Raw genomic sequence first — 24,196 nt, forward strand, 5'->3', positions numbered from 1 at the left:
CCGACCCTCGTCCCGCGGGAGAGGGCCTCGATCTACTACAATCCGGCGCCGGCCAGTATCGCGCTGGCACCTTTCTCGGCCTCGTCGGCGAGCCCGCGGAAGAGGCCGAACAGCTCGCGTCCCATGCCGCTGGCGGGTGGCGGCGCGGCGGCGGGCGTGCGCGCCTTCCACTCGGCCGCGTCGACCAGTGCGGTGAGCGTGCCCGCCTCGGCGTCGACCCGGACCAGGTCGCCGTCGCGGATCAGCCCGATCGCGCCGCCGACCCCGTTCAACCCGGGCAGCGCCTCGGGCGAGCAGTGGATCGCGCACGGCACCTTGCCGCTGGCGCCTGACATGCGCCCGTCGGTGACGAGCGCCACCTTGAAGCCGCGGTTCTGCAAGACGCCCAGCGGCGGAGTGAGCTTGTGCAGCTCGGGCATGCCGTTGGCGCGCGGCCCCTGGAAGCGGACGACGACGACGACGTCGCGCTCCAGCTCACCGTCGCGGAAGGCGGCGAGCACCTCGAGCTGGTCGGCGAAGACGCGCGCGGGCGCCTCGACCACCCAGCGGTCGCGCTCGACCGCGGAGACCTTGATACAGGCGCGGCCGATATTGCCCTGGAGGATGCGCATGCCGCCGTCGGGGGCGAAGGGGCGGTCGGCGGGGCGCAGGATCGTCTCGTCGCCGCTCGCCGGCACCGGCTGCCACGCCAGCCGCTCGCCCTCGATCACCGGCCGCTCGCCATAGGCCGAGAGGTCGGCGCCCGCGACCGTCTTCAGGTCGCGGTGGAGATAGCCCGCACCGATCAGCTCGTGGATCACGAAGGGCATGCCGCCCGCCGCCTCGAAGGCGTTCACGTCGGCCGAGCCGTTGGGATACACTCGCGCGACGGTGGGTACCGCGGCGGAGAGCCGGTCGAAATCCTCCCAGTCGATCACGATCCCCGCGGCGCGGGCGATCGCGGGCAGGTGAAGCAGGTGGTTGGTCGAGCCGCCGGTGGCGAGCAGCCCGACCGCGGCGTTGATGATCGCCTTCTCGTCGACGCAGACGCCGAGCGGGCGATAATCGTCGCCGTGCACGCCGATCGCGGCGAGCCGGTGGACCGCGGCGCGGGTCAGCTCCTGGCGCAGCTTGGTGCCGGGATTGACGAAGGCGGCGCCGGGCATGTGCAGGCCCATCACCTCCATCATCATCTGGTTGGTGTTGGCGGTGCCGTAGAAGGTGCAGGTGCCCTGGGTGTGATAGGCCTGGATCTCGGCGTCGAGCAGCTCGTCGCGGGTCGCCTGGCCCTCGGCGAAGCGCTCGCGCACCGCTGCCTTCGCCTTGTTGGGCAGTCCCGAGGGCATCGGGCCGCCGGGGATCAGGATCATCGGCAGGTGGCCGAAGCGCAGTGCGCCCATCAGCAGCCCGGGCACGATCTTGTCGCAGATGCCGAGCAGCGCCGCGCCCTCGAACGTGCCGTGGCTCAGCGCCACCGCGGTGCTGAGCGCGATCGTGTCGCGGCTGAACAGCGACAGTTCCATGCCGGCATAGCCCTGGGTCACGCCGTCACACATCGCGGGCACGCCGCCCGCCACCTGGGCGGTGGCGCCGACCTCACGCGCCCATATCTTCATCTGCTCGGGGTAGCGGTAATAGACCGCGTGCGCCGACAGCATGTCGTTGTAGGCGGTGACGAGGCCGATGTTCATCGCCTCGTGCCGCGTCGTCATCGCCTCGCGGTCCTCCGGGGTGCCGGCATAGGCATGGGCGAGGTTGGCACAGCCGAGCCGCGGGCGGCCGATCCAGCCGTCGCGCTCGCGCTCGATCAGCGAGAGATACGCCTGGCGGGTCGGGCGCGAGCGCTCGATGATCCGGTCGGTGACGGCGCTGACGGCTGGATTCATGCTGCTACCTTCGGCTCGGGCGGGTCCTCGCGCGGCGGCGCGGTTGTGCGGCAGTGCCGTGCCGCACTCAAGTCCCGCTGGGTCGGAATACGTATTCGGCGGCGGCGCTCAGGCCGCCCAGTGGATGTCGACCGGCAGCTCGACGTCCGCCAGCACGCGCCCGATCGGGTAGGGCGAGCCCGCGCCCTCCTTGATCGCGTCCTCGATCACCTTGCGCTTGGCGTCGCCGGTCACCGCGATCATCAGCGCGCGCGCGGTGGCGATCGCCTGACGGCTGAGCGTCACCCGCGCCACCGGCGCCTCGGGCGGCAGCGGATCGGGCATCACGCCGAGCGCACGCCGCTCCTTGGGGCCGCTGAGCGCCTCGTCATAGTCGGGGCCCGGGAAGATCGACGCCGTGTGCCCGTCGCCGCCGACGCCGAGCAGGCAGAGGTCGAGCGGCCAGTGCAGGTCCTGCATCAGCGCGTCGGCCGAGCGGCCCGCGGCCTTATAGTCGTCGGTCGCCTTGGGCACGATCGGCATGACGCGCGCGCCCTTGGGAATGAAGATCTTGCCGAGCGCGGTGACGTTGGAGAGCGGGTCGCCGAGCGGGACGATGCGCTCGTCGCCCGGGATGATCGTCACGCGCTTCCAGTCGAGCTTGGCCTGGGCGAGCTTCTCATAGGCGGGCAGGGGCGTCTTGCCGCCCGCCAGCGCGATCACCGCCGAGCCGCGCGCGTCGATCGCGCTCTCGACGACGAACTGGATGTCGCCCGCGACCGCGTCGGCCAGCTCGGCCGCGTCGTCATATTCCCACCATTCGATCTCGGTCATGTCTCTCTCCGTCGCGGCGCTCGGGGCCGCGCTGGTCGCCGCGCGGTAGGCGCCGGCAGGTCGTGGCCTGCTTTCGCAGGAAGTTCGGTCAGGTCAACCGAGCAATGCGGTGGTGAGGGCGAGGAGGCAGGCATGTGGCGCGCTTTGAAGCGCTCGCCCGACGAGCTGCACCCCGGCGCACGCCGGAGGTCCGGCTGGGAGACGATGGTGAGTCCCAAGGCGGCCTTCCCACCCTGGCCCCGGCGTCTGCCGGAACGGTGGCTGGTCGGGCGATCCGTGCTCCTGCGCAGGCAGGAGCCTGGCGCCACGAGCGCCCCTCCCGCCAACCCTGGGTCCCTGCGTTCGCGGGAACACCGCGCGTTCAGTCGTCGTGCCAGCTCACCCCGTCGCGCTCGGTCAGCGCGATCGCGCCGGCCGGACCCCAGGTGCCCGCCGCGTAATGTTTCGGCTTCGTCTGCGCCGCGGTCCAGCCGGCGCGGATCGCGTCGATCCACCCCCATTGCGCCTCCACCTCGTCGCGCCTGACGAACAAGGTCTGGTCGCCCTCGATCAGGTCGAGCAGCAGTCGCTCATAGGCGATGCGGCGGCGCGAGCCCGCGAACTGAGCGTCGAGGCTGAGGTTGAGCGGCACCTCGCGCAGCTTGATCCCCTCGCGATCGAGCCCCGGCTCCTTGGTCATCACCAGCAGCTGAATATATTCCTCCGGCTGGAGGCGGATGATGAGCTTGTTGGGCTGGAGAAGCCCGCCGCGCCCCGAGAACATCGAGTGCGGCACCGGCTTGAACTGGATCGCGATCTCGCTGCGGCGCTTGGCCATGCGCTTGCCGGTGCGGAGATAGAAGGGCACGCCCTGCCAGCGCCAATTGTCGACGAAGGCCTTGATCGCGACGAAGGTCTCGACGTCGCTGTCATAGCCGAGCTCAACGTCGTACCCGCGCACGACCTTACCGCCGACCGCGCCTTCCTCATACTGGCCGGTGACGGTGGCGGTCTGCACCTCCTCCGGCTTCATCCGACGCAGCGAGCGGAACACCTTGGCCTTCTCGTCGCGGATCGCGGTGCCGTCGTACAGCGCCGGCGGCTCCATCGCGATCAGCGCGACGAGCTGGAGCATGTGGTTGGCGACCATGTCACGCAGCGCGCCGGCGCCCTCGTAATAGCCGGCGCGATCCTCCAGCCCCACCGTCTCGGAGATGGTGATCTGGACGTTGTCGATGCCCGTCGCGTTCCAGATCGGCTCGAACATCGAGTTGCCGAAGCGCAGCGCGAGGATGTTCTGCACCGTCTCCTTGCCGAGATAGTGATCGATGCGGAAGATGCGATCCTCGGGGAAGACCGAGGCGACGGTGTCGTTGATCTCGCGGCTCGACTCGAGGTCGTAGCCGAGCGGTTTCTCCAGCCCGATCCGCACCGTGCCGCCGGCCAGGCCGACGCTTTCCAGCCCCTTCACCGCGGGCTCGAACAGCGAGGGCGCGGTGGACAGATAGATGGCCAGCCCGCCCGAGACGTCGCCGATCTTGTCGGCGAGCGGCTGGAAGCTCGCCGGGTCGGACAGGTCGGCGGGCTGGAACTGCAATCGCTGGAGGAAGCTGTCGATCGCGCCGGCGTCCTTGCGGTCGGCGGGCAGGAACTCGTCGAGCGCCTTGCGCGTGGCATCGCGGAAGGCATTGTCGTCGAGGTCGCCGCGCGCCGAGCCGGTGATCGTCAGCCCCGCGGGCAGCAGCCCGTCGGCGTGCAGCCCGTAGAGCGAGGGCAGCAGCATCCGCTTGGCGAGGTCGCCGGTCGCACCGAATAGCAGCAGCTTGCCCACCGGATTGCGCTCCATCTGAGTCTCCTGCGTCGCTTTCTAGAGGGTCAGGCCGGCGACGGGGTCGAGTCCGGCCATGATATTGAGGTTCTGCACCGCGGCACCAGCCGCGCCCTTGCCGAGATTGTCGAGCGTGGCGATCAGCAGCGCCTGACCGCTCGCCTGGTTCCCGACCACGCGCAGCGTCATGCGATCGGTGCCGGCATCGTCCTCGATCCGCACCACCGTCGCGGCCTCGTGCGCGAAGCGGACGACGCGCCCGCCATCATAGGCCTCGGCGAGCACCTCGGACAGGTCAGTCAGCGTCGCGGCGCGCGTGAGCTGGCGCAGGTGCAGCGGCACCTGCACCACCATGCCGCGATAGGTGCGCGCCACCGCCGGCTGGAAGATCGGCGCGACGCTCAGGCCCGCGTGGCGGGTCATCTCGGCGACGTGCTTGTGCGCGAGCGCGAGCGCGTACGGGCGGAAGGCGGTCACCGCCTCGCCGCCTTCGAACTCGGCGATCATCGCCTTGCCGCCGCCGGAATAGCCCGAGGCGGCGTTGACGCTGAGCGGCGCATCGGCGGCGAGCAGACGGGCGCGCACCAGCGGCCGCACCAGTGCGAGGAAGCCGGTCGGATAGCAGCCCGGGTTGGTGACGTAGCGCGCCGCGGCGATCCGCTCGGCCTGGTCGACCTCGAGCTCGGCGAGCCCGTAGACCCAGTCCGGCGCCACACGGTGCGCGGTCGAGGCGTCGATCACCCGGGTGCGGTCGTTGGCGATCATCGCCACGGCCTCGCGCGCGGCCTCATCGGGCAGGCACAGGATGACCACATCGGCATCGTTGAGCGCCTCGGCACGCGCCGCGAGGTCCTTGCGGCGCGATTCGTCGACCGTCACCAGCGCGACGTCGCCGCGAGTCGCCAGTCGCTCGCGGATCTCGAGGCCGGTGGTGCCCGCGGCACCGTCGATGAAGACCGCGAGCGTCACGCCGGGCGCACCGCCGCGGCGTCGACATAGCCGACGAGATTGGCGTCGACCGCGATACCCCAGGCGAACCCGCCGGTGAGGTCGAGGAGGTCGAACGCGGCACCGGCGGGAAGCTCGGCCAGCGCCGCGGAGGCGGAGTCGCGGGACTCGCGCAGCGTCGCCGCGGCGGCGAGCGCGCGACGCAGTGGCGCGGCATAATGGGGCGCGAAGACGCGATCGGCGAGGCGGACGTCGGCGATGTCGGCGCGCACCGCATGGGTGCGCGGGTCGAGCGTGCGCGACCGCCCGGTGAGCGTGAAGCCGCTACGCGGTGACGTGATGCTGCTCGGCGGTACGGGCGGGTGGGTGGTCGCCGTCACCGATGAACTGGCCGAACTCCTCAAGAAAATCTGCCCCTTCGGATGTACGCGCGACGAAGATGTTGCGCTTGTCGCTGTCGTCGCGTTGGCGGCGCAGATAGCCGAGCGCACCCAGTCTGTTCAAGGCGCGCGTCACCACGGGTTTGGAGACGTTGAGCACGCGCGCCAGCCCGCGCACTGTGTGCGGGCCGGGCCGCAAGTATACGACGAGGAGGAGCGCCATCTGGCGATTGGTGAGGTCGGGCTCGCCCGAGCGCACGTAATCGACCAGCGCGTTCATCCACGAACTGAGTTCGGGTTGCGCCAATGTTGCCACGTCCTCGTCCCGCTGCATCGCGCCCGGTCCGTTCCGGGTTTGTGCGAGAATAACGCCCGCTTCCGCGGCTGGTTTCAGCCATGTCACGAATTAGCGAGCCGTTTTCGTGCCGTTCCGGGGGTGAGCGGCGCGGTTGATCCGCGCTCGCCGCTCCCCTATGTGCCCGCCATCCGGCGTGCGCGACCTGGTCGCGCGTGCCCCTGGCTGTATCGGACCCGCGTCGCTCCCATGTTCACCTTCCTGCTCGTCCTCCAGGCCATCATCGCGGCTGCCCTCGTCACCGTGATCCTGATGCAGCGCTCGGAAGGCGGCGGGCTGACCTCCTCGGGCAGTCCCTCGGGGCTGATGTCGGCGCGCGGCGCGGCGGACTTTCTCACGCGCGCCACCTCGGTGCTGGCGGGGATCTTCGTGGTGATGAGCATCGTGCTCGCCTTCATCGCGGCGCATCGCGGCGCAGTGTCGGTCGACACCTCGTTGCAGCGGCGGGTGCCCGCCGCACAGACGCAGCAGCCCGCGCCGACTCAGCCCGACGCCGCCGCGCAGGTCCCGCTCGCCGGTGGCCCGGCCAACGCCGCCGCGCCCGCGCCGGCACCGGCCGACAACGGCGTGCCGCTGGCGCGCTGATCGCCCTCACAGCGTCGACTCGTCGCGCGCGGCCTCACCGCGCGCTTGCCCTCGCTCGTACTCTAAGGTTAGGCAGTTCGCCCCATGGCGCGGTATATCTTCATCACCGGCGGCGTGGTCTCCTCGCTCGGCAAGGGTCTCATGGCGGCGAGCCTCGCGGCGTTGCTGCAGGCGCGCGGCTATCGCGTGCGGATCCGCAAGTTCGATCCCTATCTGAACGTCGATCCCGGGACGATGAGCCCGTACCAGCACGGCGAGGTGTACGTCACCGACGACGGCGCCGAGACCGACCTCGACCTCGGCCATTACGAGCGCTTCACCGGCGTGGCGTCGCGCCAGTCGGACAACATCACCTCGGGCCGGATCTACAAGACGATCATCGAGCGCGAGCGCCGCGGCGACTATCTCGGTGCCACGGTGCAGGTGATCCCGCACGTCACCGACGCGATCAAGGCCTTCGCGCGCGCCGAGACCGACGACCTCGACTTCGTGCTGTGCGAGATCGGCGGCACCGTCGGCGACATCGAGTCGCTGCCCTTCATCGAGTCGATCCGCCAGCTCAAGAACGAGGTCGGGCGCGGCAACGCCATCTCGGTCCATGTCACGCTGGTGCCGTACATCGCCGCGGCGGGCGAGCTGAAGACCAAGCCGACGCAGCATTCGGTGCGCGAGCTCGCCGCGCTCGGCGTCCAGCCCGACGTGCTGGTGTGTCGCTGCGAGAAGCCGCTGCCGGTGTCGGAGCGTGCCAAGATCGCCTTGTTCTGCAACGTGCCCGAGAGCGCGGTCATCCCCGCGCTGGACGCGGCAAGCATCTACGCGGTGCCGCTGCAATATCATGCCGAGGGGCTCGACTCGGAGGTGCTGCGCGCCTTCGGCATCACGCCCTCGTCGCCCCCCGACCTGACGCGCTGGCAGGAGATCGTCGACCGGCTCCAGCACCCCGAGGGCGAGGTGACCGTCGGCGTCGTCGGCAAATACGTCGGCCTGCAGGACGCGTACAAGTCGCTCAACGAGGCGCTGGTGCACGGCGGCATCGCCAATCGGGTCAAGGTCAACGTTCGCTGGATCGACGCCGAATTGTTCGAGCACGACGACGAGGAGATCGTCAGCCAGCTGGAACCGCTCGACGCGATCCTCGTGCCCGGCGCCTTCGGCGAGCGGGGCGCGGAGGGCAAGATCAAGTCGGTGCGCTTCGCGCGCGAGCGCGAGATCCCCTATTTCGGTATCTGCTTCGGCATGCAGATGGCATGCATCGAGGGCGCGCGCGACCTGGCCGGGATCGCCGAGGCCTCGTCGACCGAGTTCGGTGCGACCGAGCAGCCCGTGGTCGGCCTGATCACCGAGTGGATGGGGCGCGACGGGCTCGAGCAGCGCGAGGCGCAGGGCGATCTCGGCGGCACGATGCGGCTCGGCGCCTATGACGCGACGCTCGCGGGCAAAAGCGTGGTAGCCTCGATCTACGGCGACACGCATATCTCCGAGCGCCACCGCCACCGCTATGAGGTCAACACCGGCTATCGCGAGGCGCTGGAGAAGGGCGGCCTGGTGTTCTCGGGCATGTCGCCCGACGGCACCTTGCCCGAGATCGTCGAGCGGCCCGACCATCCCTGGTTTGTCGGTGTCCAGTTTCACCCGGAGCTGAAGAGCAAGCCGTTCGAACCGCACCCGCTCTTCGCCAGCTTCATCGAGGCGGCGGTGAAGCAGAGCCGGCTCGTGTAGCGCCGAGACCGTCCGGGCGGGCGGTCGTCTTATAATTGGGGAACGGAACCGCTGCGCCGACGTGGGCGCGGGTCAACGGAGCTTGCCCCTAATGAACCAGCTACGCATCGCGCCCAGGCTCGTCCTGTCGTACGCGGTGGTCTTCGTCGTGATGCTGGGCATCAACCTGCTCGCGCTCGCCAATGTGAGCAGGATCGACGCGATCGCCGAGGACATCGGCGTGCATCGCCGTCTCAACTACGAGGCGATCTCGGCGCTGGGGCTCGCGGCCACCCAGTATCGCCTGGGCGAGGCGGCACTGGTGGCGGCGCGGGACGGCGCCGAGGCCGCGGCGGCGATGGCCGACGTCGCCGACCGCGCGCGCGCGGTGGAGACGCGTATCGCCGAGCTCAACGGCCGGCTGCGCTCGCCAGTGACCCAGGGCATGCTGCGGGAGTTCACGCATGACTGGGAGACGTATCGCGCCACGGCCTCGAACCAGCATCGCGGCGGTACCGCACTGGCGGAGCTGACGACGTTTCGCGCGCGCGCGCCGGCCTTCGCCGACGTCGCGCGTGACGCGGGGCGGCTGCTGGTGCAGCAATCGGGCTCGCTCGACACCGGCGTGGCCACCGCGCGCGCGCTCGTCGACGGGGCGCGCACCACCACTTATGCCGCGATGGCGGCGACCGCGCTGCTGGCGATCGCGATCCTGGCGATGCTGATCCGCGGCATCGCGCGCCCGCTCGACGCGGTGACCGGCGTGCTGCTGCGGCTCGCCGACGGGGACCTGGGCGTCGAGGTGACGGGCGCGGGGCGCGGCGACGAGATCGGCGATGTCGCCGCCGCGACGATCAGGCTGCGCGACCGGCTGCTCGCCGCCGAGCAGGAGAAGGCGCGGCAGACCGCGTTGATCGTCACCAGCGTGGGTGCCGGGCTCGACTCGCTCGCGCGCGGCGACCTGACCACCCGGGTCGACGACGAGTTGGAGGGCGCCTTCGGCAAGCTGCGCACCGACTTCAACGACGCGATCGAGGCGCTGGCGGCGGTGCTCGCGGCGGTGCAGGAGAGCGCCGCCGGGATCAGCGACGGTGCCGCCGACATCCTCCAGGCGAGCGACGACCTGTCGCATCGCACTGAGAAGCACGCCGCGGGGCTCGAAGAGACATCGGCGGCGATGCAGCAGATCACCGAGACGGTGCGCCAGACCGCCGACGGCGTCTCTCGGGTCAACGGGGTGGTGGTGGAGACCCGCGGCGACGCCGAGCGCTCGGGCGAGGTGGTGCGCCGCGCGGTCGCCGCGATGAGCGGGATCGAGCGCGCCAGCCACGAGATCGGCGACATCATCAGCGTGATCGACGGCATCGCCTTCCAGACCAACCTGCTCGCGCTCAACGCGGGCGTCGAGGCGGCGCGCGCGGGTGACGCCGGGCGCGGCTTCGCGGTCGTGGCGCAGGAGGTACGCGCCTTGGCGCAGCGCTCCGCCGACGCGGCCCGCGACGTCAAGAGGAGGATCGGCGCCTCGACGGAGCAGGTCGGCGCGGGCGCCAAGCTGGTGGTGGAGGCGGGCGACGCGCTGACGCGGATCATCGCCCGGGTGGGTGAGATCGGCGCGCTGGTGGCGCAGATCGCCGAGGCGGCCGAGCAGCAGTCGACCGGTCTGATGCAGGTGAGCAAGGCGATCGCCGAGATGGACGGCGTCACCCAGCAGAATGCCGCCATGGTGGAGCAGACCACCGCCGCGGCGCGCGCGCTCGCCGGCGAGGCGGACGCCTTGGCGCAGGAGGTGGCGCGCTTCCTGCTCGACCGCCCCGCGCCGACCCGCGCCGGCATGCCACGCCACCGTCAGCTCGAGGCTCCGCCGCGGCAATTGCCCCGACCGGCGACGCGACTCGGTCCCGCGGCGCGGGCGCGACCCGGCGAGGACGACGCGGCGCGGCGTAGCGAGTGAGCCGATGAAGGAAAGGCGCCCGAGCCTGTCGGCCCGGACGCCCCCACCGGCGCCTCGAAAGGGAGCAAAGAGGCGCCGATCCCGCTCGGGCGGCTGAGGTTACGCAGCCTTGGCCGCGTCGGTGGTGTTGTCCTCCACCGCGGCGAGCTGCGGACCGGTCTTGATCGCGATCGACTTCGGCTTCATCGCCTCAGGCACTTCGCGGACCAGATCGATCACCAGCAGCCCGTCGTTCAGCCGCGCGTCCTCCACGAACACGAAGTCGGCCAGCTCGAACCGCCGCTCGAAGCTGCGGTTGGCGATGCCGAGGTGGAGGAACTGCGCGTTCTCCGCGCGATCATCCTTCTTGCCGGCCACCATCAGCAGGTTCTGCTGCGCGGTGATCTCGATCTCGTCGCGGCCGAAGCCGGCGACGGCCAGCGTGATACGGTAGCGGTCGTCGGCGACTCGCTCCAGGTTGAACGGCGGATAATTCTCGGACGCGCCGCGCGCGTTCGCCTCGATCATGTCGAACAGACGATCGAAGCCGATGGTCGAGCGGCGGTAGGGAGTCAGGTCGAAACGCATGTTCAAATCCTCCGATGAGCTATTTGAAGCAAGGCACCCGGTCATCCGCGGCGCCTCTGGTTCGTGCGGCCCGGCCAGCGGCGCCGCACGCTAGCTACATGGGAGTAGCGCGAAGCGTTTCAAGTCCCCCTGATACTCCTACTTCGTTGATGGACATTGCCGGATCGGCCATGCAGGATGGCGACGACGTAAACAGGGGGTAATCGATGTCGCTCACGCTCGCGCTCTTGCTGGCACAGGCCGCCGTGCCGTCGGTCGCGGCCGACCAGGGAACGGGCGCGCCCGGCGACTCGGCGCCGGCGCAGGACGACGCGGTGGTCCGCGGCGCCGGCGACGGCAACGGCGACAACCAGCGCGGGCGGCTCGGCCCGGCACAACAGGGTGGGGGCGACATCGTCGTCACCGCGCGGCGCCGCGCCGAGAGCGTCCAGCGCGTCCCGCTCGCGGTCTCGGTGATCGGCGGCACCGCGCTGGCGGAGACGGGCGCGTACAATGTCAGCCGGCTGACGCAGATCCAGCCGACGCTGCAATTCTACTCGACCAACCCGCGCAACTCGGCCGCCAACATCCGCGGCCTGGGCGCGCCGTTCGGCCTCACCAACGACGGGATCGAGCAGGGCGTCGGCATCTACGTCGACCAGGTCTATTACTCGCGGATCGCCTCCGCGACGTTCGACTTCACCGATACCGAGCGGATCGAGATCCTGCGCGGGCCGCAGGGCACGCTCTACGGCAAGAACACCACCGCGGGCGCGATCAACATCACCACGCGCCGGCCGAGCTTCACGCCGGAGGCGCGCGTCGAGCTCACCGCGGGCAACCTCGAGTTCGTCCAGGCCAAGGCCTCGGCCTCGGGCCCGCTGATCGACGACACGCTGGCGATCCGCCTCTCCGCCTCGGTGACGTCGCGGCGCGGCACGATCTACAACACGCGCACCGGCGCCTATGTCAACGCGCAGGACAATCGCAGCCTGCGCGGCCAACTGTTCTGGCAGGCGACGCCCAACCTCGATCTGACACTGGCGGGCGACTATAATCACCAGGACCCGGAGTGCTGCGCGCAGATCTACGCGCGCGTCGGCCGCACCCAGCGCCCGCTGGCGCGCCAATATGAGGCGCTCGCCGCCGCCTTCGGCTATCAGCCGCCGTCACGGAACGCGTTCGACCGGCTGACCGACCTCGATACCCCGTTGCGCGCGCGGCAGGAGCTGGGCGGCGTGTCGCTGGTGGCGAACTGGGACCTGGGCGCGGCGACGCTCACCTCGGTCTCGGCGTGGCGCAAATGGGACTGGGATCCGTCCAACGACCGCGACTTCGTCGGCCTGCCGATCACCACCGTCTCGGCCAACCCGTCGCAGCAGGAGCAGGTGAGCCAGGAGCTGCGCGTCGCCTCGAATGGCCGCCACACGCTGGATTACGTCGCCGGCCTCTTCTACTTCCACCAGACGATCGACACCCAGGGACTGCAGGTGCAGGGCCCGGCGGCGAGCCGCTGGCTGCTCAACCCGGGCGACCCGCCGTTCGGCGCCAACGGCTGCGCGCGCCCGAGCAGTGCGGCCTGCAATCCCGCGATCCTGGACGGGCTGACCGCGCGCAACACCATCGGCTTCAGCAACACCTCCGCGGCGGCGTTCGGCAAGGTCACCTGGCACCTGGGTGACAGCTTCTCGATCGCACCCGGCGTGCGCGTCAACTACGACAGGAAGCGCGGCTCCTACGTCTCGGTGGTGACCACGGGGAGCGGCTCGACCACGCTCACCAGCGACCAGCGCGGCGTGCTCGCCCCGCAGAGCTACGCGCCCGACTTCGACGATTGGAACGTCTCGGGCGACATCACCGCCGCCTGGGACCTCGCCGCCGACGTGCACGGCTATGCCACCTACGCGCGCAGCTACAAGTCGGGCGGGATCAACCTGTCGGGCCTGCCGCTGGACGCGAACAACGACCCCATCCTCAGCGCCGCGACGGTGAAGCCCGAGCAGGTCAACCACTACGAGCTCGGGCTGAAGACCCAGTTCCTCGGTCGCCGCGCGACGGTGAACCTGGCGGCCTTCTGGACCGACATCTCGGACTATCAGGCGACCGTCACCAACGGTCAGCTCGGCGTGCTGCGGGGCTATCTCGCCAACGCGGGCAAGGTGCGGACGCGCGGCGTCGAGCTCGACTCGGCGTTCCGCCCGACGTCGCGGCTCAACGTCTACGCCAACGCCGCCTACACCGACGCCAAATACGTCGACTTCACCGACGCGCCGTGCCCGCCCGAGCTGTCGGGCGGCACGAACAGCCCGGCCAATTGCGACATCTCGGGCCAGCGGCTGCCGGGCATTTCCAAATGGGCCTTCTCCTACGGCGCCGAATATGCGGTGCCGGTGACGCTGGGCGGGGAGGGCGGCAACGTCTATCTCGGCTATGACGGCAGCTATCGCTCGGACTTCTCGAGCAACCCCTCGGAGTCGATCTACACCAACGTCGACGGCTACTCGCTCTCGAACGTTCGCCTGGGCTATCGCAGCGACCGCGGGCTCAACGCCTTCCTGTGGCTGCGCAACGCCTTCGACCAGGATTATTACGAGCTGCTGGCGACCCAGTCGGGCAACACCGGGCTGGTGGTCGGCCAGCCGGGCGACCCGCGCACCTATGGCGTGACGGTGTCGGCGAGTTTCTGAGCGGGCGAGGTCGCGGGATCGCTTGTCCGCGCGACACTACCCCGTCATCCCGGACGTGTTACGGGGTCCACGCCGCCGTGCATCAACCGACGTCGAGATGAACGACGAGGTGGATCCCGGAACCAAGTCAGAGTGACGAGGAGGCTTACCGCTTGAACGCGCGCCGAGCGGCACCACATTCCCGCCACAAAGCAAACGCCCGGGCCGCTCATCGCGACCCGGGCGCCTGCGTGACGATCGCTCGTCAGCCCCCTATCCCGCCGTCTGCCCGCGCGCCTCGGTGTGAAGCGGAGCTCGACGACATTCCCCGAACCACGGCCTTTGCCTGTGTGCCAGTGACACGAGCTATGCTGGTGACGCGCTCGGCTGTCGACCGAAATGAACCCCGGCAAAACCGATTGCGGCGACTCTGTGTCGAATCCGCCACACGCCCCGTTGCGCCGCTGCCCGCGGCATCCTAGAGGCGGCGGCATGTTGCTGTCGCGCTACGAGAGCATGATCGCGCGGCGGTACCTGCTGCCTGGTCGCGGTGAGCGGTTCATCGTCCTGGTCGCGGGCTTCTCGCTCGGCGCGGTGATGCTGGGCGTCGCCGCCCTGGTCATCGTGATGAGCGTGATGAACGGCTTCCGGGCCGAGCTGTTCGACAAGATCGTCGGGCTCAACGGTCATGCGGTGATCCAGGGCTATAACGGCCGCCTGCCCGACTGGCGCCGCGCGCTGGCCGAGGCCAAGGCGACCCCCGGGGTCACCAGCGCGATCCCGATGATCGAGCAGCCCCTGTTCGTCACCTACAACGGCCGCGCCGAGGGCATCATCCTGCGCGGCATGCGCCCCGAGGACATCCGCGCCAACAGGACGATCAACTCCAAGGTGATCGTCGGCAGCCTGGCGAGCGTGACCCCGGGTAGCAACAACGTCGCGATCGGCGCGCGGCTGGCCGAGCGGCTCGGCGCGACGATCGGGTCGGAGATCACCTTGATCAACCCGCTCGGCCCCTCGACGCCGTTCGGGACGATGCCGCGCTACGTCAACTACACCGTCGGCGCGATCTTCGAGGTCGGCGTGTACGACTATGACAAGGCCTATGTCGTGATGCCGCTCGCCGACGCGCAGACGCTGCTGCTGAGCGGCGACAGCGTCGGGATCATCGAGCTGCAGACCAGCGATGCCGACCGCGTCGGCGAGATCCTGGCACCGCTCACGCGCAAGGTGCAGGGCTATGCCGCGGTGGCCGACTGGCGCCGCCTCAACGCCGAGCTGTTCGACGCGCTCGCGGTCGAGCGGGTGGCGATGTTCACCGTGCTGTGCATCATCATCCTGGTCGCCGCCTTCAACATCGCCTCGTCGCTGATCATGCTGGTCCGCTCGAAGACGCGCGACATCGCGATCCTGCGCACCATGGGGGCGAGCCGCGGGGCGATGCTGCGCATCTTCATCACCGTGGGGACGACGATCGGGGTGCTGGGCACCGTCGCGGGGCTGCTGCTCGGCTTCGGCTTCCTGTTCATCCGCCAGTCGGTGGTCAACGCGGTGCAGGCGATCACCGGGCAGAACCTGTGGGACCCGTCGATCCGCTATCTCACCGAGCTGCCGTCCAAGCCCAACCCGGTCGAGATCGTCGCGATCGTGCTGATCACGCTGCTGATGACCTTCCTGGCGACGGTCTATCCCGCGCTCAAGGCGGCGGGGACCGACCCGGTCGAGGTGCTGCGCTATGAATGAGGCGGTGCTCCAGACGAGCGGCCTGGCGCGCAGCTTCACCCAGGGTGGGGCCACCATCCACGTGCTGCGCGGGGTCGACCTGGCGATCGCGCCGGGCGAGATCGTCGCGCTGCTCGGGCCGTCGGGCTCGGGCAAGTCGACGCTGCTCCAGGCGGTGGGCCTGCTCGAGGGCGGTTTCGCGGGCTCGATCCGGATCGGCGGGGTGGAGGCGGCGCAGCTCGACGCCGCCGGGCGGACCGCGATGCGGCGCGACCGGCTCGGCTTCGTCTATCAGTTCCATCACCTGCTGCCCGACTTCAACGCGAGCGAGAATGTCGTGCTGCCCCAGCTGATCCACGGCGCCGAGCGCGCACCGGCGGAGGAGCGCGCCGCCGGGCTGCTCACCGCGCTCGGCGTCGGGCACCGGCTGACGCACCGGCCGGCGCAGCTCTCCGGCGGCGAGCAGCAGCGAGTCGCGGTGGCGCGCGCGCTGGCCAACCGGCCGGCGCTGGTGCTGGCCGACGAGCCGACCGGTAACCTCGACGAACATACCGCCGACATCGTGCTCGCCGAGTTCCTCAGGCTGGTGCGCGGCGAGGGCTCGGCCGCGCTGGTGGCGACCCACAACGAGCGGCTCGCCGCCAAGATGGACCGCGTGGTGCGGCTGCATGAGGGCACGATCGCGTGAGCCGCTGGCGTGAGACGCCGCGGCTGGTGGGCCAGCACGTGGTGCTCCGCCCGCTCACCCCGGGCGACGCGCCCGCGCTCGCCGCGGCGGCGGGGGACGGCGACCTGACCGAGCTGTTCTTCGCCAACGTCTCCGGCCTGACCGACCCGGACGCCTTCGTCGCCGCCGCGCTGCGCGAGCGCGACTTCGGGCGTGCGCTGCCGTTCGTGGTGGAGAGGCCTGACGGCGGGGTCGTCGGGCTCACCCGCTTCATGCGGATGAGCGAGGCGCATCGCCGCGTCGAGATCGGCGGCACCTTCTACGCGCGCTCGGTGCAGCGCACCGGAGTCAATACCGAGGCCAAGCTGCTGCTGCTGGGCCACGCCTTCGACGCGCTCGGCTGTCAGGTGGTGCAGATCCGCACCGACTGGTTCAACAAGCGCTCGCAGGCCGCGATCGAGCGGCTCGGCGCCAAGCGCGACGGGGTGCTGCGCTCGCACCAACTGTTCAACGGGCGGGTGCGCGACCTGGTGGTCTACTCGATCATCGCGAGCGAGTGGCCGGGGGTGCGGACCAACATCGAGTTCCTGCTGCGGAGGCACGGATGAGCCCGATCACCGATCTGAGCGTCCGCACCGCCACGGGCGGCGAGACGTCGCTCGCCGACTGCGCCGGCAAGGTGCTGCTGGTCGTCAACACCGCGTCCAAGTGCGGGTTCACGCCGCAATATGCCGGGCTCGAGGAACTCCATCGCACCTACGCCGAACGCGGCCTGGCGGTGCTGGGCTTCCCGTGCAACCAGTTCGGCGCGCAGGAGCCCGGCGACGCTGACGAGATCGCGACCTTCTGCTCGACCAGCTACGACGTGACCTTCCCGGTGTTCGCCAAGGTCGAGGTCAACGGACCGGGCGCCGACCCGCTGTTCGAGCGGCTCAAGCGCGCCGCGCCTGGGCTGCTCGGCTCGCGCGCGATCAAGTGGAACTTCACCAAGTTCTTGGTCGCGCGCGACGGTCAGACGGTGCGCCGCTATGCCCCCACGACCGCGCCCGAGGCGCTGCGAGCCGACATCGAGGCGCTGTTGTAGCGGAGGACCGGGGTTGGAAGATGGCGGGCTTCCCCATCGACTTGGCGTCATCCTGAACTCGTTTCAGGATCCACCGCGCCGCCCACTCAAGTGCCACGACGTCCGCGGGACCGTAGATCCTGAGACAAGCTCAGGATGACGGCAGGAGCGGGAGCGACGTTGCCGGCGCGATCCCTCTCCACCTCACCACGCCCCCTCACTGCTGCACCATCTCCTCCGGCATCGCGAAGGCACTCGCGCCGCTGCGGTGGTCGCTCGCCGCGGCGATCGCGGTCACCCCGCCGAAGAGGAAGCTGATCCCCAGCACGTAGCCCGGCAGCGTCAGCGCCGACCACGGCACCGTGAACAGGATGAACAGCGCGAGCATCAGATTGATCGCACCCAGCACGATCATCATCACCCGGCGGCGCCGCATCCGCGTGCCCGCGACGATCTCCAGCACGCCGCGCACGCCGAGCCACACCGCCACCATCAGCGTCAGCGACACCGCGCCCGTCACCGGCTCGAAGACCATGATCGCGCCGACCACCACCGACAGCACGCCGAACAGCAGCGCGTAGATCCGACTCTCGCTGCCATGGCCGAACACGCCCGCCGCGATCGAGAAGACGCCCGAGACGAAGAACAGCGTGCCGATCACCACCGTCGCGGCGTAGGTCGCCACATAGGGCCAGATCATCGCCGCGACGCCGACCAGGACCGAGACCACGCCATAGGCCATGATCCAGCCCCACCCCGCACCCATCGCGCGCGGCGCACCCCTGAGATCGCTCATGTCCGTCCTCCTGCTGCGCTGGCGAACGGGCCGGCGCTGGCGCGGTTCCGGCGGTCGCGCGGGCGCTGGTCGAATCGGGTCGGGAGGCTTAGCTAGGAGCGATGCCACATTCGGGCTTCGTGCCGCTCCGCATCTTCTCCAGCTACACCATGCTCGACGGCGCGATCGAGCCCAAGGCGATCGCCAAGCGCGCCGCCAAGCTAGGCTTCCCCGCCGCGGCGCTGACCGATCGCAACGGTCTCTACGCCGCGATGGCCTTCTCGGACGCGGCCAAGAGCGCGGGCGTCCAGCCGGTGATCGGCACGATGCTGGGTGTGGCGCGACCGGACATGCCCGAGGGCGCCACCACGGTGGTCGACTGGGTCGCGCTCTACGCGCAGGACGAGGCGGGCTACGACAATCTGTGCGCGCTGGTCAGCCATGCGCACCTCGACCGCCCGCTCGAGCTCGCGCCGCACGTCGAGCTCGACGTGCTCGAGCGCCATGCCGCCGGCCTGATCGTGCTGACCGCCGGCGGCGAGGGCGGCGTGGCCCGGCTGTTCGCCGAGGACCAGCCCGCCCGCGCGATCGCCTATGCCGAGCGGCTCCACGCCACCTTCGGCGACCGGCTCTACGTCGAGCTGTGCCGTCGCGGCGACTCGATAGAGGAGCGCGCCGAGGAGGCGCTGCTCGACCTCGCCTATGCGCGGGGATGGCCGATCGTCGCGACCAACCCGAGCTGCTTCGAGGAGGCCGACTTCGGCGCTGCGCACGACGCCATGCTGTGCATCGCCAGCTCGAGTTACCTCGAGAGCGACGACCGCCCGAGGAGTTGCGGCCACGCCTGGATGAAGCCGGCCGAGGCGATGCGCGAGCTGTTCGCCGACCTGCCCGAGGCTATCGCCAACACGTTGGTGGTGGCGCAGCGCTGCGCGGTCGCCGCGCCCAAGCGCAAGCCGATCCTCCCCAGCCTCGCGGGCGATCGCGAGGGCGAGGCGGCGATGCTGCGCGACCGCGCGCGCGAGGGGCTGGCGGCGCGCATCGAGCGGATCGTCGCGCTAGGCCAGGCGCCCGCCGACCCCGACTGGCAGGAGACCTACCGCCAGCGGCTCGAGTTCGAGCTCGACGTCATCATCCAGATGGGCTTCCCCGGCTATTTCCTGATCGTCGCGGACTTCATCCAATGGGCCAAGTCGCACGACATCCCGGTCGGGCCTGGGCGCGGCTCGGGTGCGGGCTCGGCGGTGGCCTGGGCGCTGACCATCACCGACCTCGACCCGATCAAGCTGGGCTTGCTGTTCGAGCGCTTCCTCAACCCCGAGCGCGTGTCGATGCCCGACTTCGACATCGATTTCTGCGAGACCCGGCGCGGCGAGGTGATCCGCTACGTCCAGGAGAAATACGGCCGCGACCAGGTCGCGCAGATCATCACCTTCGGTAAGCTGAAGGCGCGCGCGGTGCTGAAGGACACCGGGCGCGTGCTGCAGATGAGCTACGGCCAGGTCGACCGGCTCGCCAAGCTCGTCCCCAACCACCCGACCGACCCGTGGACGCTCGACCGCGCGCTGAACGGCGTGTCCGAGCTGGCGCGCGAATATTCGAACGACAATGAGGTGCGCCGGCTCCTCGATCTCGCGATGAAGCTGGAGGGCCTGCCGCGCCACTCCTCGACCCACGCCGCGGGCGTGGTGATCGGCGACCGGCCGCTGGCGCAGCTCGTCCCGCTCTATCGCGACCCGCGCTCGGACATGCCGGTGACCCAGTTCGACATGAAATATGTCGAGGGCGCCGGCCTGGTGAAGTTCGATTTCCTGGGGCTCAAGACGCTGTCGGTGCTGAAGAAGGCAGTGCAGCTGCTGGCCAAGCGCGGGATCGCGGTCGACCTCGACGCGCTGCTGTGGGACGACGAGGGCGTCTACAAGCTGCTCCAGCGCGGCGACACGGTGGGCGTGTTCCAGCTCGAATCGGAGGGCATGCGGCGCACGCTGTCGGCGGTGCGCCCGACCAATTTCGGCGACATCGTCGCGCTCGTCTCGCTCTATCGCCCCGGGCCGATGGACAACATCCCGTCCTTCGGCCGGCGCAAGCAGGGCACGGAGGAGATCACCTACCCGCACCCGCTGCTCGAGCCGATCCTGAAGGAGACCTACGGGATCTTCGTCTACCAGGAGCAGGTGATGCAGGCGGCGCAGATCCTCGCCGGCTACTCGCTCGGCGGCGCCGACCTGCTGCGCCGCGCGATGGGCAAGAAGATCAAGGCGGAGATGGACGCGCAGCGCGCCACCTTCGTCGCGGGCTGCGCCGAGCATAACGGGATCAAGAAGGATTATGCCAACCAGCTCTTCGACTTGATCGACAAGTTCGCGGGCTACGGCTTCAACAAGAGCCACGCCGCGGCCTATGCTCTGCTCGCCTATCAGACCGCCTGGCTGAAGGCGCATCACCCGGCCGAGTTCTTCGCCGCCTCGATGTGCTACGACCTGCACCTCACCGACAAGCTGGCGATCTTCGTCGACGACATGCGCCGGCTCGGGGTCGGGCTGCTGCCGCCGTGCATCAACGCCAGCGCGGCCGAGTTCGACGTCGAGGTCGACGGCGAGGGCGTGCCGTCGGTGCGCTACGCGCTCGCCGCGCTCAAGTCGGTCGGCGAGGGCGCGATGGAGCGGCTGTGCGAGGAGCGCGCCACGGCCGGCGCGTTCCGTGGCCTCGACGATCTCGCCACCCGCGTCGACCCGCGGCTGCTGAACAAGCGCCAGCTCGAGACGCTCGCGGCAGGAGGGGCGTTCGACTCGCTCGAGCGCGATCGCGCCGGCATCCACGCCGTCGCCGAGACGATCCTGGCGATCGCGGCGCGCACGCACGAGGGGCGCGCGAGCGGGCAGGGTGGCCTGTTCGGCGACGACGCGGGCGCGGGCGACACGATCAAGCTGCCCGACGCGCGCTGGTCGCTCGCCGAGCGGATGGAGCAGGAGAAGGAGGCGTTCGGCTTCTATTTCTCGGCGCACCCGGTCGATCGCTATCGCCATCTCGCCAAGACCCACGGCGCGCGCAGCTATGTCGCGCTGGGCGAGCTGCCGATCGCCGAGGGCGCGCGCGTGATGGCGACGATGGCGGTGCTGGTCGAGGACGCGCGCTGGCGGACCTCGGCGCGTGGCAAGCGCTACATGATGGCGACGCTGTCGGATGCCACCGGGCAGTTCGTCGCGACCTGCTTCGACGACGGCCCCGCCGCCGACCTAGAGGAAGCCGCGCGAAACGGCGGCTGCGGGCTTGCGACGGTCGAGCTCGACCGGCGGCCGGGCGAGGAGACGCCGCGCGTGACGGTGAAGGCGATCAGACCGTTCGAGGGACTGGCCTCGTCGACGCGCTTCGCGCTGGAGGTGCATGTCACCGATGCCGCGGCGGTGGCTGGGCTGGTCGCGCTGGTCGGCGAGCTGCGCGGCGCGCGGGGCAAGGTCACGCTCAAGGTGCCGCTCGCCGGCGACGAGCAGGCCACCGTGATCCTCGGCCGCGACTTCGCGCTCGACGCCGAGCTGGCCGAGCGGATCGAGCATCTGCCCGGCGTGACCAGGGTCGAGTTCGACGTGGAGGAGACGCGGCTCAAGTCGGTCGGCTGATCCCGGCGACGTAGAGCGCCAGCACCGCGCTGACCTGCGCCGGCGGCGCGTCGACGCGCGAGTCGAGCGCGAGCGTGGCGAGGCCGTGGACGATCGCCCAGCACCCGAGCGTCGCGTCGGCCGCGTCGCGCCCCGCCAGCGCGGCGACGCGGTCGGCGAGGATGGCGAAGGCGGGGGCGTTCTCGCGCGTCTTCTCGGGCGCGGGATCGCCCTCCGTCGGGCGGGCGAACATCAGCCGGAACAGCGCGGGGCGCGCGCGGGCGAAGGCGACATAGGCGCGGCCCTGCGCGACCAGCCGCTCGGCGTCGCTGCCGCTGGCGTCCGCCGCGGCCAGCTCGGCCGCCAAGGTCGCGAAGCCGCGCTCGGCCACCGCGGTCAGCAGCGCGGCCTTGTCGGCGAAATGGCGATAGGGCGCCATCGCCGACACGCCCGCCGCCCGTGCCAGCGCGCGAATGCCCGGCTCGCTCTCGCCCGCCTCCAGCATCGCCTCGGCATGATCGAGCAGCTGATCGCGCAGGCTGGCGGGAACTTTCACCTGTTTACACCGTACACACAGCAGAATATGTGTACGGTGTAAACGAAGGAGGCGATGATGCAAGCCAAGGATGCGCGACGCGTGACGGTGGACGTGTCGGCCTGGCCCGACATGGTGGTGGTGCTGCTCGGCTTCCGCGTCGGCGCGGTGCGGGGGCTGCCCTCTTTCCTGTCGATCGGTCGCGGGCTGGCCGCGATCAAGCGGTCGCCGCCCGACGGACTGCTCTACAGCCAGACCGGGCTCTATGCCTGGAACCACGTCGGCATCCGGCAATATTGGCGCGACCTGGAGAGTCTGGAGGCGTTCACCCGCTCCGACCCGCACAGCGGCTGGTGGCGCACCTTCCTCGCCGACCGTCACGGCAACGGCTTCTGGCACGAGGCTTTCTCGGCGCGCGGCGGGATGGAGGCGATCTACGTCGACATGCCGGAGCCGCCGGGGCTCGGCGCCTTCGCACCCGCGGTCGCCGCGCAGGGGCTGCTGCTGTCGAGCCGGGGGCGGCTCGGGCGGTAGAAGGTCGCGATGGCAGACGCCACCGTGCGTCGGCGAACGCCGGAGCCTTGGGGCGGGAGGGTGGCGTGCTTGGCGCTGGCCTCCCGCTCGCGCGGAGCACGCCGGTTCAGACGTGCCGGATCACGTGCAAGCGGCAAACGGTGGCAGCTTCCACTCTCTGAAGCCCACTCCGAAATCGGGTCCGGCCTGACGAACGTGACAATCAGAACAACTCCCCCTGTGCCGCCGCCGGTGCGCGGAAGAGGTCGCAGCGCAGGTCGAGCCGGCGCCGCTCGTCGCTGAACCCGTGGCGCGCACGCGCGATGCGGAAGCGCGTCCGCAGCAGCTCGGCCCAGGGCCCCTGGCCGCGCATCCGCTCGCCGAAGCGCGGATCATTGTCCCTGCCGCCGCGGAGGCTCTGGATGATCGCCATCACCTTGGCGGCGCGTTCGGGATAATGTTCGTCGAGCCAGGCGCGGAACAGCGGTGCCACCTCCCAGGGCAGCCGTACCGGGATGTACGAGACGCCGAGCGCGCCCGCGGCGGCGCTGGCGGCGACCACCGCCTCCACCTCCTCGTCGGTGATCGCCGGGATCACGGGCGCCATGTTGACATAGGTCGGCACGCCGGCGTCGCTGAGCCGCCGCACCGCGGCGAGCCGGCGCGCCGCCGCGGGCGCACGCGGCTCGACGGTCATCGCCACGCGCGGGTCTAGCGAGGTGACCGAGATCGCCACCGCGACGAGGCCCTTCGCCGCCATCGGCGCGAGGAGGTCGAGGTCGCGCACGACGCGGTCGGACTTGGTGGTGATCACCAGCGGGTGGTCGCAGGCGGCGAGCACCTCGATCACCTCGCGCGTGACGCGCCACTCGCGCTCGATCGGCTGATAGGGGTCGGTGTTGGTCCCCATCGCGATCGGCGCGCAGCGATAATCGCGCCTGCCGAGCTCGGCGCGGAGCAGCGCGGCGGCGTCGGGCTTGGCGAAGAGCTTGGTCTCGAAGTCGAGCCCGGGCGAGAGATCGTGGAAGGCGTGGCTCGGTCGCACGAAACAATAGATGCAGCCGTGCTCGCAGCCGCGATAGGGATTGATCGAGCGGTCGAACGGCACGTCGGGCGACTGGTTGCGCGTGATGATCGTGCGCGCGCGCTCGACCGTGACGCTGGTGCGCGCCGGGGCGGGGGCGCCGTCGATCGCCTCGCGCGAGTCGAGCCAGTCGCCGTCCTCCTCGGCCTGCGGCAGGGTGAAACGCGTGCTCGCCGCGTTCAGCGTGGCACCCCGGACGGCTCTGGGCTTGCGATCGGCCATTGCGCCAACCTAGCTCAAGGATTAGAACATAGCAAGAACAGAAGGAGAGACCTTATGTCACGGCTCAACTATCTGGAACTGCCGGTCGCGGACACGACGCGCGCCAAGGCCTTCTACGGCGCGGCGTTCGGCTGGTCCTTCGCCGACTACGGCCCGACCTATGCGGCGACCACCAGCGGCGACACCGACGTGGGTTTCCAGGCCGACCCGGCGGAGTCGACCGTGGCGGCGCTGCCGGTGATCGCGGTCGACGACCTCGAGACGGCGCTGGAGGCTGTCACGGCGGCGGGGGGACACGTCACCCGGCCGATCTTCGCCTTTCCCGGCGGGCGCCGCTTCCATTTCACCGATCCCGACGGTCACGAGCTCGCCGCCGTGGTCGCGGGCTGAGGTCGCGTGTCGGGT

The 24,196-nt window shown here is 70.3% G+C and carries 21 protein-coding genes; 11 read left to right on the top strand and 10 right to left on the bottom strand.

Annotated elements, in window-relative coordinates; all coding sequences use genetic code 11:
- Nucleotides 1-35: 35 nt before the first annotated feature.
- The 6 genes from edd to KZ813_RS00930 all read right to left on the bottom strand — a co-directional run bounded on the left by edd (nucleotide 36) and on the right by KZ813_RS00930 (nucleotide 6,093).
- Nucleotides 36-1,865 carry a phosphogluconate dehydratase gene (gene edd, locus KZ813_RS00905; RefSeq protein ID WP_219753105.1) on the bottom strand — a complete coding sequence of 610 codons (1,830 nt, stop codon included), beginning with the start codon at nucleotides 1,863-1,865 and terminating at the stop codon, nucleotides 36-38.
- A 108-nt stretch (nucleotides 1,866-1,973) separates the two neighbouring features.
- Nucleotides 1,974-2,678 (bottom strand): 6-phosphogluconolactonase, encoded by a 705-nt coding sequence (pgl, locus tag KZ813_RS00910; RefSeq protein WP_219753106.1) that lies wholly within the window; start codon nucleotides 2,676-2,678, stop codon nucleotides 1,974-1,976.
- A 361-nt stretch (nucleotides 2,679-3,039) separates the two neighbouring features.
- Nucleotides 3,040-4,503: a glucose-6-phosphate dehydrogenase gene (gene zwf / locus KZ813_RS00915; RefSeq protein ID WP_219753107.1), complete on the bottom strand. Its 1,464-nt coding sequence runs from the start codon at nucleotides 4,501-4,503 to the stop codon at nucleotides 3,040-3,042.
- Nucleotides 4,504-4,524: 21 nt separating this feature from the next.
- A complete protein-coding gene (gene argC, locus KZ813_RS00920) occupies nucleotides 4,525-5,454 on the bottom strand; it encodes an N-acetyl-gamma-glutamyl-phosphate reductase (protein WP_219753108.1) in 930 nt (309 codons plus the stop codon).
- On the bottom strand, nucleotides 5,451-5,813 hold the full coding sequence (locus KZ813_RS00925) for an SH3 domain-containing protein (protein ID WP_258046295.1): 363 nt from the start codon (nucleotides 5,811-5,813) through the stop codon (nucleotides 5,451-5,453). Before KZ813_RS00925 ends, argC begins: the two co-directional genes overlap by 4 nt.
- Complete coding sequence (locus tag KZ813_RS00930) at nucleotides 5,758-6,093, bottom strand: MarR family transcriptional regulator (RefSeq protein ID WP_219753109.1); 336 nt, start codon at nucleotides 6,091-6,093, stop codon at nucleotides 5,758-5,760. Before KZ813_RS00930 ends, KZ813_RS00925 begins: the two co-directional genes overlap by 56 nt.
- 264 nt (nucleotides 6,094-6,357) lie before the next feature.
- Between KZ813_RS00930 and secG the strand changes: the two genes are divergently transcribed.
- The 3 genes from secG (at nucleotide 6,358) to KZ813_RS00945 (ending at nucleotide 10,402) form a co-directional block, all read left to right on the top strand.
- Nucleotides 6,358-6,753, top strand: a complete 396-nt coding sequence (gene secG / locus KZ813_RS00935) for a preprotein translocase subunit SecG (protein ID WP_219753110.1) — start codon at nucleotides 6,358-6,360, stop codon at nucleotides 6,751-6,753.
- A gap of 84 nt (nucleotides 6,754-6,837) precedes the next feature.
- The gene (gene pyrG, locus KZ813_RS00940; RefSeq protein ID WP_219753111.1) at nucleotides 6,838-8,472 is read left to right on the top strand and encodes a CTP synthase; all 1,635 of its coding nucleotides are present in this window, start codon (nucleotides 6,838-6,840) and stop codon (nucleotides 8,470-8,472) included.
- Between the two features lie 91 nt (nucleotides 8,473-8,563).
- Nucleotides 8,564-10,402, top strand: coding sequence for a methyl-accepting chemotaxis protein (locus tag KZ813_RS00945; RefSeq protein ID WP_258046296.1), 1,839 nt, complete (start codon nucleotides 8,564-8,566; stop codon nucleotides 10,400-10,402).
- A 99-nt stretch (nucleotides 10,403-10,501) separates the two neighbouring features.
- Here the strand turns inward: KZ813_RS00945 and KZ813_RS00950 are convergent, their stop codons facing one another.
- Nucleotides 10,502-10,969, bottom strand: a complete 468-nt coding sequence (locus KZ813_RS00950; RefSeq protein ID WP_219753112.1) for an Hsp20 family protein — start codon at nucleotides 10,967-10,969, stop codon at nucleotides 10,502-10,504.
- A 206-nt stretch (nucleotides 10,970-11,175) separates the two neighbouring features.
- On the opposite strand from KZ813_RS00950, the gene KZ813_RS00955 reads away from it, so the two are divergent.
- The 5 genes from KZ813_RS00955 (at nucleotide 11,176) to KZ813_RS00975 (ending at nucleotide 17,087) form a co-directional block, all read left to right on the top strand.
- Complete coding sequence (locus tag KZ813_RS00955; protein WP_219753113.1) at nucleotides 11,176-13,635, top strand: TonB-dependent receptor; 2,460 nt, start codon at nucleotides 11,176-11,178, stop codon at nucleotides 13,633-13,635.
- A 471-nt stretch (nucleotides 13,636-14,106) separates the two neighbouring features.
- Nucleotides 14,107-15,357, top strand: coding sequence for a lipoprotein-releasing ABC transporter permease subunit (locus KZ813_RS00960; RefSeq protein WP_219753114.1), 1,251 nt, complete (start codon nucleotides 14,107-14,109; stop codon nucleotides 15,355-15,357).
- On the top strand, nucleotides 15,350-16,024 hold the full coding sequence (locus KZ813_RS00965) for an ABC transporter ATP-binding protein (RefSeq protein ID WP_219753115.1): 675 nt from the start codon (nucleotides 15,350-15,352) through the stop codon (nucleotides 16,022-16,024). Before KZ813_RS00960 ends, KZ813_RS00965 begins: the two co-directional genes overlap by 8 nt.
- A complete protein-coding gene (locus tag KZ813_RS00970; protein WP_219753116.1) occupies nucleotides 16,021-16,611 on the top strand; it encodes a GNAT family N-acetyltransferase in 591 nt (196 codons plus the stop codon). The genes KZ813_RS00965 and KZ813_RS00970 overlap by 4 nt, the downstream gene beginning before the upstream one ends.
- Nucleotides 16,608-17,087, top strand: coding sequence for a glutathione peroxidase (locus KZ813_RS00975; RefSeq protein ID WP_219753117.1), 480 nt, complete (start codon nucleotides 16,608-16,610; stop codon nucleotides 17,085-17,087). The genes KZ813_RS00970 and KZ813_RS00975 overlap by 4 nt, the downstream gene beginning before the upstream one ends.
- A 196-nt stretch (nucleotides 17,088-17,283) precedes the next feature.
- On the opposite strand, the gene KZ813_RS00980 is transcribed toward KZ813_RS00975, so the two are convergent.
- Nucleotides 17,284-17,862, bottom strand: coding sequence for an HdeD family acid-resistance protein (locus KZ813_RS00980; RefSeq protein WP_219753118.1), 579 nt, complete (start codon nucleotides 17,860-17,862; stop codon nucleotides 17,284-17,286).
- A 101-nt stretch (nucleotides 17,863-17,963) separates the two neighbouring features.
- Here KZ813_RS00980 and dnaE point away from each other — a divergent pair, with 101 nt between their 5' ends.
- The gene (gene dnaE, locus KZ813_RS00985; protein ID WP_219753119.1) at nucleotides 17,964-21,458 is read left to right on the top strand and encodes a DNA polymerase III subunit alpha; all 3,495 of its coding nucleotides are present in this window, start codon (nucleotides 17,964-17,966) and stop codon (nucleotides 21,456-21,458) included.
- On the opposite strand, the gene KZ813_RS00990 is transcribed toward dnaE, so the two are convergent.
- Nucleotides 21,442-21,993: a TetR/AcrR family transcriptional regulator gene (locus KZ813_RS00990; protein WP_308461752.1), complete on the bottom strand. Its 552-nt coding sequence runs from the start codon at nucleotides 21,991-21,993 to the stop codon at nucleotides 21,442-21,444. The two genes, dnaE and KZ813_RS00990, sit on opposite strands and share 17 nt — an antisense overlap.
- A 57-nt stretch (nucleotides 21,994-22,050) precedes the next feature.
- On the opposite strand from KZ813_RS00990, the gene KZ813_RS00995 reads away from it, so the two are divergent.
- Nucleotides 22,051-22,506 carry a monooxygenase family protein gene (locus KZ813_RS00995; protein WP_219753120.1) on the top strand — a complete coding sequence of 152 codons (456 nt, stop codon included), beginning with the start codon at nucleotides 22,051-22,053 and terminating at the stop codon, nucleotides 22,504-22,506.
- 202 nt (nucleotides 22,507-22,708) lie between these two features.
- Here KZ813_RS00995 and KZ813_RS01000 read toward each other — a convergent pair whose 3' ends face one another.
- Nucleotides 22,709-23,791: a PA0069 family radical SAM protein gene (locus tag KZ813_RS01000; RefSeq protein WP_219753121.1), complete on the bottom strand. Its 1,083-nt coding sequence runs from the start codon at nucleotides 23,789-23,791 to the stop codon at nucleotides 22,709-22,711.
- A gap of 54 nt (nucleotides 23,792-23,845) precedes the next feature.
- Between KZ813_RS01000 and KZ813_RS01005 the strand changes: the two genes are divergently transcribed.
- Nucleotides 23,846-24,181 (top strand): VOC family protein, encoded by a 336-nt coding sequence (locus KZ813_RS01005; RefSeq protein WP_219753122.1) that lies wholly within the window; start codon nucleotides 23,846-23,848, stop codon nucleotides 24,179-24,181.
- The last annotated feature ends 15 nt before the right edge of the window (nucleotides 24,182-24,196 follow it).

Source organism: Sphingomonas folli (assembly GCF_019429525.1).
Lineage (GTDB): Bacteria > Pseudomonadota > Alphaproteobacteria > Sphingomonadales > Sphingomonadaceae > Sphingomonas > Sphingomonas folii.